The 13,914-nt window shown below is 43.2% G+C and carries 16 protein-coding genes; 7 read left to right on the forward strand and 9 right to left on the reverse strand.

The features are described 5' to 3' along the window. Positions 1 to 226: 226 nt before the first annotated feature. The 3 genes from EV146_RS04250 to EV146_RS04260 all read right to left on the reverse strand — a co-directional run bounded on the left by EV146_RS04250 (position 227) and on the right by EV146_RS04260 (position 2,713). Entirely contained in the window at positions 227 to 991 is a 765-nt protein-coding gene (locus EV146_RS04250) for a sulfite exporter TauE/SafE family protein (RefSeq protein ID WP_132002300.1), read from the reverse strand. Positions 992 to 1,112: 121 nt separating this feature from the next. Next, on the reverse strand, positions 1,113 to 1,394 hold the full coding sequence (locus EV146_RS04255; RefSeq protein ID WP_132002303.1) for a hypothetical protein: 282 nt from the start codon (positions 1,392 to 1,394) through the stop codon (positions 1,113 to 1,115). Between the two features lie 98 nt (positions 1,395 to 1,492). Beyond that, the gene (locus tag EV146_RS04260) at positions 1,493 to 2,713 is read right to left on the reverse strand and encodes an MFS transporter (protein WP_241993810.1); all 1,221 of its coding nucleotides are present in this window, start codon (positions 2,711 to 2,713) and stop codon (positions 1,493 to 1,495) included. A 191-nt stretch (positions 2,714 to 2,904) separates the two neighbouring features. Here EV146_RS04260 and EV146_RS04265 point away from each other — a divergent pair, with 191 nt between their 5' ends. The 5 genes from EV146_RS04265 to cysC are packed head-to-tail and all read left to right on the forward strand — an operon-like array spanning position 2,905 to position 6,737. Then, a complete protein-coding gene (locus tag EV146_RS04265; protein WP_132002309.1) occupies positions 2,905 to 3,699 on the forward strand; it encodes a phosphosulfolactate synthase in 795 nt (264 codons plus the stop codon). Then, a complete protein-coding gene (locus EV146_RS04270) occupies positions 3,656 to 4,195 on the forward strand; it encodes a histidine phosphatase family protein (RefSeq protein WP_132002312.1) in 540 nt (179 codons plus the stop codon). Before EV146_RS04265 ends, EV146_RS04270 begins: the two co-directional genes overlap by 44 nt. 14 nt (positions 4,196 to 4,209) lie before the next feature. Next, complete coding sequence (locus EV146_RS04275) at positions 4,210 to 4,920, forward strand: phosphoadenylyl-sulfate reductase (RefSeq protein WP_132002315.1); 711 nt, start codon at positions 4,210 to 4,212, stop codon at positions 4,918 to 4,920. Between the two features lie 55 nt (positions 4,921 to 4,975). After that, on the forward strand, positions 4,976 to 6,124 hold the full coding sequence (sat, locus tag EV146_RS04280; RefSeq protein ID WP_132002318.1) for a sulfate adenylyltransferase: 1,149 nt from the start codon (positions 4,976 to 4,978) through the stop codon (positions 6,122 to 6,124). A gap of 13 nt (positions 6,125 to 6,137) precedes the next feature. Continuing rightward, complete coding sequence (cysC, locus tag EV146_RS04285) at positions 6,138 to 6,737, forward strand: adenylyl-sulfate kinase (RefSeq protein ID WP_132002321.1); 600 nt, start codon at positions 6,138 to 6,140, stop codon at positions 6,735 to 6,737. Positions 6,738 to 6,750: 13 nt separating this feature from the next. On the opposite strand, the gene EV146_RS04290 is transcribed toward cysC, so the two are convergent. The 5 genes from EV146_RS04290 to EV146_RS04310 form a co-directional block, all read right to left on the reverse strand. Beyond that, a complete protein-coding gene (locus tag EV146_RS04290) occupies positions 6,751 to 7,392 on the reverse strand; it encodes a YitT family protein (RefSeq protein WP_338419207.1) in 642 nt (213 codons plus the stop codon). Positions 7,393 to 7,919: 527 nt separating this feature from the next. After that, positions 7,920 to 8,717, reverse strand: a complete 798-nt coding sequence (locus EV146_RS04295; RefSeq protein ID WP_132002329.1) for an ABC transporter permease subunit — start codon at positions 8,715 to 8,717, stop codon at positions 7,920 to 7,922. A gap of 16 nt (positions 8,718 to 8,733) precedes the next feature. Then, the gene (locus EV146_RS04300; RefSeq protein ID WP_132002332.1) at positions 8,734 to 9,531 is read right to left on the reverse strand and encodes an ABC transporter permease subunit; all 798 of its coding nucleotides are present in this window, start codon (positions 9,529 to 9,531) and stop codon (positions 8,734 to 8,736) included. Between the two features lie 3 nt (positions 9,532 to 9,534). Further along, on the reverse strand, positions 9,535 to 10,419 hold the full coding sequence (locus EV146_RS04305) for an ABC transporter ATP-binding protein (RefSeq protein WP_132002335.1): 885 nt from the start codon (positions 10,417 to 10,419) through the stop codon (positions 9,535 to 9,537). Between the two features lie 24 nt (positions 10,420 to 10,443). Next, positions 10,444 to 11,070: a TetR/AcrR family transcriptional regulator gene (locus EV146_RS04310; protein ID WP_132002338.1), complete on the reverse strand. Its 627-nt coding sequence runs from the start codon at positions 11,068 to 11,070 to the stop codon at positions 10,444 to 10,446. A 339-nt stretch (positions 11,071 to 11,409) separates the two neighbouring features. Here EV146_RS04310 and EV146_RS04315 point away from each other — a divergent pair, with 339 nt between their 5' ends. Continuing rightward, entirely contained in the window at positions 11,410 to 12,513 is a 1,104-nt protein-coding gene (locus EV146_RS04315) for an NAD(P)/FAD-dependent oxidoreductase (protein ID WP_132002341.1), read from the forward strand. A 49-nt stretch (positions 12,514 to 12,562) separates the two neighbouring features. On the opposite strand, the gene EV146_RS04320 is transcribed toward EV146_RS04315, so the two are convergent. Continuing rightward, positions 12,563 to 13,246, reverse strand: coding sequence for a uracil-DNA glycosylase family protein (locus EV146_RS04320; RefSeq protein WP_132002344.1), 684 nt, complete (start codon positions 13,244 to 13,246; stop codon positions 12,563 to 12,565). 241 nt (positions 13,247 to 13,487) lie between these two features. Between EV146_RS04320 and EV146_RS04325 the strand changes: the two genes are divergently transcribed. Continuing rightward, complete coding sequence (locus tag EV146_RS04325; RefSeq protein ID WP_132002347.1) at positions 13,488 to 13,898, forward strand: VWA-like domain-containing protein; 411 nt, start codon at positions 13,488 to 13,490, stop codon at positions 13,896 to 13,898. Positions 13,899 to 13,914: the final 16 nt, after the last annotated feature.

Here is a 13,914-nt window from a genome sequence, read left to right on the forward strand (position 1 = left end):
TTTATCCTTATTGGAATGGAATTTCTGCTCTGAATTTTTATTAAAACATTACTTATTTCCCCACCAATAAATTATTCAAAAAAGTTATTACAGCACGACATAACATATCGCTCTGTTTCCTTTGTTCTGTATACATTGAAACATGAACGAACCCATTTTGCGAATACGTCCAATAAAAAATGAGCCAAAAAAATTTGGCTCACAATTTTAAAACTTCCATCTCAGGTTATATCAGCTTAAACCCACTAATCAAAATCAGTAAAGCCATGATGGCTCTCAATGGCTTTTCTGGCAGCTTGGAGGATAAGGTGCTCCCGAAAATAACGCCCGGGATAGAGCCCAGCAGTAAATTGCCCATTAGGAGGTAATCGACATTCCCGATTCCTGCATGCATGAGGCCTGCGGCGGTAGCCAGCAAGAAGGCATGAGCTATATCGGTTCCAACCAGCTCTGAAGGTCGCATTTTATATAGATAAAGCATGACTAGGGCAAACATGGAGCCTGAACCGATCGAAGTCAGGCCTACAATAAAACCGAGCACTGCACCTACACCTATTGTTAATCCCCGCTTTTCACTCAATGGCTTCATTTGAAGCCGGTTCAATTTTAACCGGTCCTTTAAAAACGTTTTAATCAATGTTGTTAATGCCACTAAAATCAGTACATATCCTAGCGCATGTTTGATGATTTGCTCCTGATTTTGAAAAAAAGTGTCGAACAGATGGAGGGTCCCGACTGCGCATATGGCACTTGGAATGCTCCCGATTGCCAGATACTTGACCAGCTTAAGGTTTATCGTCTTTTGTCTCCAATGCTGAATGGAACCGAATAATTTGGTTACGGAATTATAGACAAGATCGGTTCCAACCGCAACGGAAGGACTAATGCCCATTAATACTAATATTGGGGTCAGCAATGAGGCACCTCCCACACCAGTCAGGCCCACCATAAGCCCCACCAAAAACCCCATAACGATCATACCGATACTCATTAGGCGTACACTCCAGACTACCGTTAATCTAGATTAACTTATGAAATAGTCATACGCCTTGTTACACCGAACATAAAAACGGAAGAAGCCCAGCAATGGCCGCTGAGCTTCTTCTCAAAGCTTATTCATTTTCTTTATCTTTTAACTCAATCTTCTTGCATCCTACATACAGGCAGGTAAGGATATTGATTCCGTGCTTTGCTTTAGCCAACCCTTTGATATAAGGTGTCACCAAATCCCTAAAATCTTCCCCTACTCCTTCTTCTTCAAGGATTCCATAAACATACAGGATTTTTTCATCAAATAAAAATGCCACATTACCGACTGCTTTGTGTTCCGAATCCACTACATTCAATACTTGATAATGAGGGGTTATCACCTCAGGAGAAAAATAAACTTGCATTCATATCAGCTCCTTTAATATCTAGCCTTAACGCCCAGCATAAAGATATACTCCATGAATCGTTCAATTGGATTTACCATGATCAGCGTGTCGGTCCATTAACTGAATTGCATTTTGTCAAACAAGCTGTCCCTGTGCTTGGCTGGTTCTTTTTTCGGAACATGGATCAGCATTAGGCAAAGCAAGGCGACAAAGAGGGTCAGGCCCGCTGTAACTAAAAACATGCCGGTACGGGACCATTCCATGAGTGCGCCGTAAATTGGAGGGCCGATCGCAACCCCCAGGAACCGGACGGACCCGTACAGGGAAGTGACAAATCCCCGGCGGTCGGCCGGTACAGAACCGGTGATGAAGCTATTAATACAAGGCAGTGCCAGCCCGGTGCCAATTGAGCTTACCGCCAGGACTGCAAAGAAGGGAACAAGGCTTGTGAAAAGCACCAGTGACGCAAATGAGGCGGTCATTAAAATCAAGCCCAGAATGATCAATGATTTCATCAGCCTCATGTTTTTCCCTATTTTACTTCCTGTAATGTACGATGTGGTGGTCATAAACAATAACGGTATGGCCAGGATGGCCCCTTTTAAGACACCATCAATCTGGTGTTCCTTCTCCAAAATATCGGAAATGTAAAACAGGATTCCAAATAAGGTAAATAAACAGGTGGCCCCTGTCAAATAGGCTGCGAACAGCCAGCGGCCCTCCGTCTTAAATACCGATAACAGACCTTTTACATATTTCCCGACAGGCGGCGGCTCTTTTTCCTTTTTCTTTTCCTTAATAAAGAAAACCGTTAACAAAATAGAGGCAAGGCAAAAAATTGGAAATGCCCAAAAAGCCGCATACCAGAAAAGGAGAGCTACAAGCGAACCAATAATCGGAGAAATAACTTTCCCGAAGCCATTGGAAGCCTCGACCAGCCCCAGGACGCGGCTCTGTTCTCCGCCTTTAAACAAATCTCCTGTAAGGGCCATTGCCATTGATGTTGTACCAGCGGCCCCGATCCCCTGCATGATCCGGCCTGCAATAATCCACATATATGGGCTCGAGAACCAGGCTGCAGCTGCACCTGCCAAAATTCCTCCGATACCATATAAGATGAGTGCAGGAATAACCACGGCCTTCCGTGAGAACCGGTCAGACAGGTATCCTAATACAGGAATCATGATGGCAGCCGCGATGGAGAAGACCGAGATAACCATACTAACCTGAAATTGTGATATACCGAGTTCTGTTTTCATTCTGGGCAGAACGGGTATCAGCATGGAATTTCCTAAAACAAGAATAAGTGGAATCGATCCGATAGCTACAATCGTCATGCCTTTATTTTTTTGCTTTGGCAATGGATGCACACTCCTAACTGTAAGAATAAGCCTTTCTATTGTTTGGAATACACTCCCGGTTTATACAAGGGCTTTTGCCTAATTTCTGTGAAAAAAGCCTAATATATACACAAAAGCCCAAGAATTGAATACTCTATCCTAGAAAAATGGAGGAGGGCGCATTCCCTATGGATTTTCTACAGCTGCCGAAAAGGACATCAGGAAACAGAAGATACGGTTTAACATCGATTGCCGATTTCGGGACCCCATTTGGCCAACTTAAAAGTATTTTAGATGATTACGGACATATCATTGATATTGCCAAAATAGGCATTGGTTCCGCATATGTTACACCTAATTTACAAAGGAAAATTGATCTTTATAAGGAGCATGGAATTAAGCCTTACTGCGGAGGAACTCTATTCGAGAAATGCTACCAGCAAAATAAAATCCCTGAATACCTGTCATGTTTGCGTAGATTAGGGATCGAGTGGGTTGAAGTCTCTAATGGAACCCTCGATATTCCTTTGAAGGAGCGCCTGGAGATTATTGCAAAAGCCCGGGAGCACTTTCATGTCATAGCCGAGGTTGGCTCCAAGGACTCCAGCCTGGAGATGTCCATCTCTGAATGGAAAGAAGAAATGAACCTATTCCTGGAGGCAGGCTGCGAGTATGTCATTACGGAAGGAAGAGACTCAGGCACTTCCGGCATCTATGAAAAAGGCGGATCAGTCAAATCTGACTTAATCAGTGAACTAATAAAAGATATTGACACCAAAAGGATTATTTTTGAAGCCCCTACCCCTAAACACCAAATGTTTTTTATTAATGCCATTGGCGCGAATGTCAATCTGGGAAATGTAAAACTGGAAGATGTGTTAATTTTAGAATCTCAGCGCTGTGGATTGCGAAGTGAAACCTTTTATCTGGAGGATTGCCATGCAAATCACCTTAATCAGACACCTGCCCACTCAATGGAATAAAAAAACGTGGCTGCAAGGGAGACAGGATATTGAACTTGCTCCCCTGACCCAACAAGACTTGAAAAGGATCCAGGAAAACAAAAGGATTCTGGAAAAGAAGGAACCCTTTGATTTGATATTGGCCAGCTCTCTAAAACGAACCCATCAAACAGCGAGCTATTACGGATTCCAGCCGAAGTCTGAAGCCCTGCTCGATGAATTGGATTTTGGTCCATTTGAGGGGCGCCCAAAAGAACAGCTGTTAAAGGCTTATGGTGAGACCTGGATTGAAAAGCCCAAAGACCTCGTGCTGGGAGAAAGCTTGACCAATCTGGAGCAGCGAATCATTCTTTTTTTAACTAAATACCAGCACTCCTCTAATCTGCTCATTTTTGGTCACGGTTCATGGATCAGGGCCATTCATTCTTATTTCCACTTTGGCCATATAAACTCCATGAACAAAGTGACGGTGGAAAATAATCAGTGTATTACACTGGATTTTGCAACTGTTGGATAGAGGAGGAAATCATCATGACAGAGGTGTTAACATACGAGAACTGGACTGAAGATCAATTGACTCATATTCTGAACCAGAATCCGGATTACCTGGATATTTTAAAATGGGCCTTTAAAGAATATAAAGAAGAAATTGTATATGCCTGCAGCTTTGGTGCAGAAGGCATCGTATTAATTGATTTAATCCATAAGGTTAATAAAGAAGCTAAAATTATTTTTCTTGATACCGGTCTCCATTTTCCCGAGACCTATGAATTGATCGAAGAAGTCAAGAAGCGATATCCTACCCTGAACATTGACATGATTAAACCGAAAATATCTTTAGCCGAACAAACAAAATGGTATGGGGATGAACTCTGGAAGGATAACCCGAATCTTTGCTGTCACTTGCGGAAGGTCGTTCCACTGAAAGAGGCTTTATCTGGCGTCAAGGCATGGATCTCCGGCTTGAGAAGAGAACAGTCTCCCTTAAGGAGCCAGACACAGTATATTAACAAAGATGATAAATTCCAAAATATTAAGGTTTGCCCTCTCATCCACTGGTCCTGGGAAGATATTAAGATGTACATCCAATTAAATAAATTGCCTTATAATCCGCTGCATGACCAAGGGTACCCAAGTATTGGCTGCGCACCATGCACCCAGCCTGTCAGCGATACAGATGACCCGCGCGCCGGCCGCTGGGCAGGTCAGTCCAAGTCTGAATGCGGGCTGCATCTTAAATAGCCAGTACCAGGACACAAGTATGAATCACGAAATCACAAAATTGGGAGGAGAAACTATGAGTGAAAATGTACCACATGGCGGAAGCCTGGTGAACCGGATCGATCGTGACTACCCCATCAATCCTTCTCTCCCGCATGTTGAGCTTGATAAAATGAGCTTAAGCGATTTGGAGCTGATTGCGAACGGCGGATATAGTCCATTGGAAGGGTTTATGGGAAAAGAAGATTATGACTCTGTTGTGCGGGAAATGAGGCTCTCATCGGGGCTTCCTTGGTCCATTCCGATTACCCTTGCTGTAACCAAGAAGACAGCTGCAGCATTAAAAAAGGTCAAAAAAGTCAACCTGATGTACAGTGGAAGTGTTTATGGAGTGATGGACGTTCAGGACATCTACACACCTGATAAACAACTTGAAGCAGAATTGGTTTACAGGACAACGGATACCGCCCACCCAGGGGTTAAAAAGTTATTGGAACGCCCTGACATTTATATTGGGGGACCTGTCACCCTAGTCAGGAGGCCTGAAAAAAGCCAATTTACATCCTACTATTTAGACCCCATCGAGACGAGGGCAAAATTTAAGGAACTTGGCTGGGATACAGTCGTTGGCTTCCAGACCCGCAATCCTGTCCATCGAGCACATGAATATATCCAAAAAACGGCATTGGAGAACGTGGACGGCCTCTTCCTAAATCCCCTTGTCGGTGAAACGAAGTCTGATGATATCCCAAGTGATATTCGGATGAAAAGCTATCAGGTGCTTCTTGAAAACTATTATCCAAAAGACAGAGTGTTTCTGTCTGTGTTCCCTGCGGCCATGCGCTACGCTGGACCAAGGGAAGCCATATTTCACGCCATAGTCCGGAAGAACTTTGGGTGCACCCATTTTATTGTCGGAAGGGATCATGCAGGAGTCGGGAACTATTATGGAACATATGACGCCCAAAAGATCTTCAGCCATTACAAACCAGAAGAACTTGGCATTACTCCTCTGTTTTATGAACATAGCTTTTATTGCCGGAAATGTGAAAACATGGCGTCTGAAAAAACCTGTCCTCACGATCGGAAACACCATGTGATACTATCCGGTACAGCTGTCCGCGGGATGCTTAAAAGCGGTGTTCAGCCTCCAAAGGAATTCAGCCGTCCTGAAGTAGTGGAAATTCTTATCCAGGGGATGCAGAAGGTCTATATTAAACATTAAAGGAGGGACAAAATTGCAAAAGGGTTCCAATCTAACCTGGCATCAGTCTGCAGTAACGAAAGAAGACCGTCATCTCTTAAACCAGCACAAAAGCTGTGTTCTTTGGTTCACTGGTCTCTCTGGTTCCGGGAAATCCACCCTTGCCAATGCGGTCAATCTCAACCTCCATCAGCTTGGAATCAGGAGCTATGTTTTGGATGGCGACAATATCCGCCATGGATTGAACAGTGATTTAAGCTTTGGGAAAGAGGATCGGAAAGAGAATATCCGGAGAATTGGTGAAGTGGCGAAATTATTTGTGGACAGCGGCCAGATTGTTTTATCTGCGTTCATCTCCCCTTACCGGGAAGACAGAGAACTCGTGCGGAGCATGTTCGAACCAGGGGAATTCATGGAAATCTTTGTGAACTGCCCCCTCGATGTATGTGAAGACCGGGATCCTAAAGGCTTATATGAAAAGGCCAGGAAAGGGCAAATTCCTGATTTTACTGGGATCTCCTCTCCTTATGAGACTCCGGACCGGCCTGAAATCATCATCCAGACCAATACCATGACCATAGATGAATCGGCCCATAAGATATTATCCATCTTAAAAGAACAGAAGATCCTTTAATCAAAGGATCTTCTTACCTTTTCCGCCAATTTGTTGTCAAAATCCTGATTCTGCTTATCCTTAGTTCATAAATGAAATCAATAATATTGGTGGAGAAAAATTGGCAAATCACCGCATAGATCACAATTTTATAATCGATGACAAGTGCTGTCAGCATAAAGATGATTAAATTAATGCCCATCATCACTTTTCCAGGACTCCAATGTCTATAGTTGGCAATCATCAGAGCCGGTATGACCATCCCCCCGCTTGAAGCTCCTGCACGGATCAAGATTCCGACACCGATGCCAAAAAAGATGCTGCCTGCTGCCATATCAACAAAGATATGAACATGCGTATGCGGGACATGGGCAATCAGGATGCTGACGGTAATTGAGGTAATGGCAACGGCCAGGATTGTCCGGATTGTCCACCTGAAACCAAAATAGTTTAAACCGAAAAGGAGGAAAACCGCATTGGCGAGCCACAAGGAAAAGCCGAGTGGCAAACCGAAAAAGTGATTCATCAGAAGGGCAAGGCCGGCCCCGCCGCCAGAGGGTATCGAATGCGGGAATAAAAATAAAGACATTGCCAGGCCCTGAAGAAAGGCCCCGCTCAGCAGGCAAGCATAGGTCAAAAGCCATCTATTCATCGTTAATGGTCGTGTTCCTTCCATTTTAAATATGTGATCGACACATTCATTCCCCTCCCAAGGACAATCTCCCCTTGTCCATATTATGAGAAGGAAAATCAGAATATGTTGAAACGTTAAAATATTGGGCGGGATGAACAGAGTGTTGAAGCTGATCGTAACGGGCAAATGATGAAGACCTTTTTTTATCCAACTGTCGCGGCGGTTGGCTTTCATCGCCTTGATGAAGACCTTTCTTTATTCAACTATCGCGGCGGTTGGCCTTCATCGTCCTGATGAAGACCTTTTTTTATCTAACTGTCGCGGCTTTTGGTCTTCATTGTCCTGATGAAGATCTTTTTTTCTCCAACTGTCGCGGCGGTTGGCTTTCATCGGCCTGATGAAGACCGCTTTTATCTAACTGTTGCTATGTTTGGTCTTTATCACCTTTTGTCACCTTGAACTAAACAAGTAAGTCAATCCGTACATCAAATCCCCGATCCCCTCCTGTTTTGATGCCAGGTCATAATGAAAAATGGCAGCCTTAGATCAGCAGGCCGCCATTTTCTCTATTATATATTCATATCTTTCTTCTCGTAAAAAAGGTATGTCACGGCAATAAGCAATATGATTAAGATAGTTGATATGGCGAGATAGGTTAAATCCAGTCCATCGCCGTTGATAATTGGGCCGGCCTCGAAATATTTAAAGGGTGTGGCATATTTCAAAATCTCAAGCTTTTCATTCAAGTTGATTGCTACGGAGATGACAAAGGCGAGCAGAAGTATTCCCGTTGACAGTTCCCCTGCTTTTTTTGCCTTTTGGTGTACGGCCGCGGCTGCAGTACCGATCACTAAAAAGATGACTTGCAAAAGAAACATTCCCATCATTAACTGAGTCACGCTTTCGAATACTTCTTCGCCTCTTGCGTATTGCTGAAGGAACGAAATGGATGTTAAAAACGCAACAGCATTCAAGAGCAGGATATTAATCAATGACGCAGCCATTTTTGCTGTGATAATGACAGATCTGGAAACGGGTTTAACTAATAAAAATTCAGCCGTCTTATCCCGCTCTTCCTTGGCAATAATTCCGGATCCAAGCATAACAGCATGGATGGAAGTCATCACCGTCAGGTATAAATAGAGCATGCCATAATATCCTAATGCCGAAGAAAGATCGAACCCTGACGTACCCATGATGGCTTGGAGGGATTCAGGCATTTCGTTCATTAACTCATTGATGGTCTCACCTGCACCTTCCATGCTGGCATATTTTCCCATGCCTGATGCAATCAGGAACAAAACTCCAACACTCCAAATGATCAGTGACTTCCGGTTTCCATTTAGCTCGCGGGTAACAATATTCACCGTAATCCCCTCCTTTTTATCCAGCGTGAACGTCTCTCTTCTGATATATGGGCATTTCCGCTGCGATTGCTCCAAAAACAATGAACATTCCTGTCCACACAAATGGAGCCACGTAGCTTAAGTTCTTGATAATATATTGATTGTCAAAATAATTAAAGGGAGTCAGGTATCGGAGACCTTTATCCTCCGTGCTTGAGCTAATCATCCCAAGGATAAAAAATGCGAACACACTGCCTAGCGAAACGGCGATCACAGACTTAATTCCCGGAAAAATTATTCCTGTCAATATGCCCAGCGCCAGAAAGATTACCTGCAGGAAGAATAAAGTCGAACATATCAGGAACAAGGTTTTTTCATTATTGCTCTCCGTATTCACCCACGATGACATAGCCAAAACAGTAATAAAAAATGCAATATTCGTAAGGAAAAGGGATGTAAGCGCAGCGAACAGCTTAGAGAAGAAGACTTGAGAACGCGTAACAGGCTTTGTCAGCAGGAAGTCAGCTGTTTTCTCCCGGGTTTCTTTGGAAACAATCGAAATACCGAGGTTCATTGCCTGGATGGCTCCACCCAGCTTGATGTAAAGAAATGCATATGAAAAGAACCCGAGCAGCGTAGCAAGAGTTTCAATGGAAAGGCCGACTGCGCGCTTGAGTTCTTCCGGGAATCCTTCAAGCACCTGCATAAACTCTTCCGCATCCCGGGAAAACGAAGGGAATAACAGCAAAAATAAAACCACCAGGAACATCAAGGAAATTGACCAGACCAGGGTAGATTTCCGATAGACTCTTAATTCGTGGAGAAACATATTCATTTCTTATTCCTCCTTTTTATAATAGTTCATGAAAATTTCCTCTAAATCAGGCTCCTCAATCCAAAGATTCGACAGCTCGATTCCAGCGATTTTAGATAAAATGTCATTGATATTCCCTTTGTAAATAAATGTAACTTTATTCCCTTCCGCCTCGAACTGGTTTACGCCTGGGAGGCTGAAATAATCGGCATCTATCGTCTTTGTGGTTTCAAGTTTAAACTTCTTATAGGTGGTTTCCTTGAGCGTACTAATTTTGTCTACCTTGACGATCCTGCCTTCTTTGATGATTGCCACCCGGTCACACAATCGCTGTACCTCACTCAAGATATGGGAAGAAAAGAGAATGGTTGCCCCCTTTTTATTTTCTCTTTCCAAAAGCTCAAAGAATTTTTGCTGCATTAACGGATCCAGCCCGCTTGTCGGTTCATCCAGAATGAAGAGTTTAGGCTCATGAAGCAAGCCTTGGACGATGCCTACTTTCTTCTTATTTCCCAGAGACAGGTCGTCTATTTTTTTATTCAGGTCCAGCTCCAGTAAATCAGCCAGCTCGTTGATTCTCGCTGTACAGTCTTTTTTATAAAAGCTTGCAGAGTATTTTAGAAGATCTTTCACCTTCATATTGTCATAATAAAAAACCTCTGCAGGCAAGTAGCCAATGTGCTTCTTTATTTCAGGGGTAGATTCTATCACGTCTTTTCCAAAAATCCTGGCGCTACCGCTGGTGGGGTAAATAAGCGATAACAGGGTTCTGATCGTCGTCGATTTCCCTGCACCATTTGGACCAATGAACCCAAAGATTTCACCTTCCTCAACATTAAAGCTTACATCAATAATCCCTCTGGATTTTCCGTATGTTTTCGTAAGGTTCTTAATCTCAATAACGTTCATTCTAACCCCTCCCGGTACTTCGCTCTATTTATAAAATGCATCACGCAGCATATCGATATAAAGATCAGCTTCCTTAAATTCAGCGGAAAAGTCGCCGTCCGTTCTCTCGCTGGATAATTTTGCTTTTTCCAGGACCTGATTGCTAAAGCCTTCAAGGGTCCAAAGAATAATATTGATTGCCCTTTTGACATCCGTTCCTTCTTTAAAGAGAGATGGATCGATCTTGCTAAAAATAGTCGAATAACTGTTTTGGAGCATTTCACTATGACGTTGATCCAAATCATTCTTGACTTCTGTCGAGTCCTCCATATAGGCAGACATCATAAAATTAAAGATTTCTGGGTGCTTCTTCATTAGTTGACTTTTTAGAAGCATAATTTTCTTGATTTTAAAAAAGATATCTTGTTCTGTATCCTCAAGATTCGCAAAGAACTCATGCATTAACACGTCCACGAAATGGCTATACAAAAACAGATAAAGATCCTTCTTATTATTGAAGTAATGGAAAAGAAGCCCTTTTGATATCCCGGCGGCCTTAACGATTTCATTTGTAGAGGCAGTTGCATAGCCTTTTTGGACAAATTCCTGTGCCGCTGCATTCAATATTCGTTCTTGTTTATCCTGGTTTAAGCTTAAAAATTTAGAAATCATGGAAGACCCTCTTTCTTTCATGACGCTTATTAATATTGACCAAACTGGTCAATTTCATTATATTCCCATTTGACCACTATGGTCAACGGCACTTCTGTTTTTTTTCCTCCAATTCCGCCCTCTAAAAACACACGAGCCTCCCAGGAGATTATCACCTCGGTTAAGGTCCATTTTTATCCCCCCTTCTCGACGAAGTAAGCCCGTTTCCCTCTTATCTATAGAGTGTTAAAAGCAATATGACGGAACATTCCTTCTAAAACTGGCCCTTCGTCTGGGTGTCAATTACGGAGAAGTAAGTTATGATAGTAGTGACTTTTTTTAAAAGAAAGGAGGCCTAGCTTGAAAAAATTTATTGTTGTAGGCGGAGGCATTCTCGGCGCTTCCACCGCCTACCAGCTTGTTAAAAAAGGCGCAGAAGTGACCATTGTCGACCGAAGGGATAAAGGACAGGCTACTGATGCGGCTGCAGGCATCGTCTGTCCATGGCTTTCCCAGAGGAGGAATAAAGCCTGGTATCAGCTGGCAAAATCCGGTGCCCAATTTTATCCCGAGCTGATTGAAGAGCTAGAGCGTGATGGAGAAACGGAAACTGGATATGCCCGTGTAGGGGCAATCAGCTTACATAAGGACGAGGATAAGTTGCTAAAAATGATGGAAAGAGCTTCTGCCAGGAAGCCGGATGCCCCGGAAATGGGGGAAATCACCCAGCTGTCCAAGGAGGAAACTCAAACCCTGTTCCCTCTGCTTGACAAGGAATTTGGTTCCGTCCAGGTTAGCGGAGCTGCCCGGGTGGATGGCAGGGCCCTTCGCGACTCCCTGATCAGCGGTGCCAAAAAAAATGGCGCTGTCTTTATTGAGGGAGAAGCCCAATTAGAATTTAACAACAAAACGGTCATTGGAATCAAAACGGATGGCAGATTCATCGATGCTGATGCTGTCATTGTGTGTGCGGGAGCCTGGGCAAACGAGCTCTTGCACCCTTTAGGGATTGATCTGAAAGTCACTTTCCAGAAGGCACAAATTATTCATATGCAAATGCCTGAGGGGAACACAGATAACTGGCCGGTTGTGATGCCTCCCGGAAGCCAGTACCTGCTGGCTTTTGAAAACCAAAGATTGGTTGCTGGTGCCACCCATGAAGATACCGAAGAGTTTGATACCAGAATCACAGCAGGCGGGATGCAGGAAGTTTTGAATAAAGCACTGGAGATCGCTCCCGGCTTGTCTCAAGCAACCTATCTGGAAACAAGGACGGGTTTCCGCCCATTTACACCGGGATTTCTGCCTATGATTGGTCAAGTGCCTGGCTGGGAGGGAATTCTAGCCGCAAATGGCTTAGGTGCATCCGGGCTGACGATGGGCCCATATATTGGATCACAGCTAGCCAAGCTTGCAATGGGGGAAGAATTGGATATTGATTTAAGCCTTTATTCCATGGAATAAAAAGAAGACAGGCATGACCCAGTATGGATCATGCCTGTCTATTTTTTAGCTAGCTGTTTGTAAGCTGCCTGAATGCAGAAAGACGTTCCAACGACTGGCTATATTCGTTGATATACTCATCCGCCCTGTTGCCAATTGAGCACCAATAGGGGTGAGGAAGCCGCTTTCCAATCCTGTAAGGCAGCAAACCTCCTTCCTTCATCACCTTGAGAGTCGCCTCCACCTCCTTGGATAATGGGATGATTAGGCTGGGCTGGACAATGTCCATTTCTTTTATAAAATTTTTGATAAAATATTTTTGAATGCTCACAGGCAATTCATAGTAATTGACGTTTTTACGTTCCTTTTTGAAGCCATACCAAGAGAGGTTGGTTAAATAGACCTTTTTGAAAAAGTTATCGATTCCCATTTTTTCAATAATAGCCAATACAAATTGAGAGCTTGATTCCCAATCATTTTCATTCACGTTCGGCATTAGCCTGGAAACACCCTTAAAGTCAATAAAAGGAATACCGGTTTTGCCGGCGCCTTTCCTCCCAGGGTTAATCCCGCACAATACAACCCGTGCAGCTGATTTGGAGTAATATTTTTGGTAGAACGCCCTCACTAAATCTACATTCTCATGAAAACCTTCCAGGATTGTGATTTTCTCCTCTTTAAAAAACTTCGAGATTGCTACGTTCGTTTCCGCTTTTTTAAAAAAGCCCAAATGCAGATCAATGATTTCCTCCATACGCCACCCCACTTTTATTCATTATTATTACATTCGATAAATAACTGAATTTCCCCTCTTTTTAAACCTGTTTTTTCCAGGGGTATTCATCATCTTTTAGTCAAACAGCATGAATGCCGAAATTGGTATGGTGACACCGCATGGACAAAAGGAACAATTATGATGAGATATTGATAAAAATGTCGTCATACCTCCTTCATTTGAAGAGATACTAAAGGAGGTGAACGAAAGGGGGATTTGAATGAGATGGCAAAGAGAATTGCTTAAAATCATGCAAAACAACAAAGAGAAAAGGCTGGCTTTGGTGATTGATACCTCCAATAACCAAACCGATCAGGAAATAATTAATAATGTCATCAAGTTTGTCGGGGAAATGAATCCTGATGCAACCTTGGTTCAAGCTGATTTCAGGGTCCGAAGCATTTCAAATATTAAAGAAGATACTAAAATTAAATATTATACTCATGGGAAATCCTCCTATACGGAAGCCTTTGAATGGGCCAATGAAGCAGAAATAGAAACACTGCTTTATATCACGGATGTTACAGGATTCCTGTATGAAGAGCTGGAGGTCAAACCATATGTCTATTGGCTGATTCCTGCCCAATTCAAGCCTAAAGTCCCTTTTGGGAAGCTTTTGAATGTCATTTAGAACAAATTGAAACCTC

Source organism: Mesobacillus foraminis (assembly GCF_004340465.1).
Lineage (GTDB): Bacteria > Bacillota > Bacilli > Bacillales > Cytobacillaceae > Mesobacillus_B > Mesobacillus_B foraminis.

Bases quoted from the DNA above. Each gene is read 5' to 3' on its own strand.
- EV146_RS04290 (WP_338419207.1), bottom strand. From the start codon at position 7,392: ATGGAAGGAACACGACCATTAACGATGAATAGATGGCTTTTGACCTAT.
- EV146_RS04260 (WP_241993810.1), bottom strand. From the start codon at position 2,713: ATGACGATTGTAGCTATCGGATCGATTCCACTTATTCTTGTTTTAGGA.
- sat (WP_132002318.1), top strand. From the start codon at position 4,976: ATGAGTGAAAATGTACCACATGGCGGAAGCCTGGTGAACCGGATCGAT.
- EV146_RS04265 (WP_132002309.1), top strand. From the start codon at position 2,905: ATGGATTTTCTACAGCTGCCGAAAAGGACATCAGGAAACAGAAGATAC.
- EV146_RS04250 (WP_132002300.1), bottom strand. From the start codon at position 991: ATGAGTATCGGTATGATCGTTATGGGGTTTTTGGTGGGGCTTATGGTG.
- EV146_RS04325 (WP_132002347.1), top strand. From the start codon at position 13,488: ATGAGATGGCAAAGAGAATTGCTTAAAATCATGCAAAACAACAAAGAG.
- EV146_RS04300 (WP_132002332.1), bottom strand. From the start codon at position 9,531: ATGAATATGTTTCTCCACGAATTAAGAGTCTATCGGAAATCTACCCTG.
- EV146_RS04255 (WP_132002303.1), bottom strand. From the start codon at position 1,394: ATGCAAGTTTATTTTTCTCCTGAGGTGATAACCCCTCATTATCAAGTA.
- EV146_RS04310 (WP_132002338.1), bottom strand. From the start codon at position 11,070: ATGATTTCTAAATTTTTAAGCTTAAACCAGGATAAACAAGAACGAATA.
- EV146_RS04305 (WP_132002335.1), bottom strand. From the start codon at position 10,419: ATGAACGTTATTGAGATTAAGAACCTTACGAAAACATACGGAAAATCC.
- EV146_RS04275 (WP_132002315.1), top strand. From the start codon at position 4,210: ATGACAGAGGTGTTAACATACGAGAACTGGACTGAAGATCAATTGACT.
- EV146_RS04270 (WP_132002312.1), top strand. From the start codon at position 3,656: ATGCAAATCACCTTAATCAGACACCTGCCCACTCAATGGAATAAAAAA.
- EV146_RS04320 (WP_132002344.1), bottom strand. From the start codon at position 13,246: ATGGAGGAAATCATTGATCTGCATTTGGGCTTTTTTAAAAAAGCGGAA.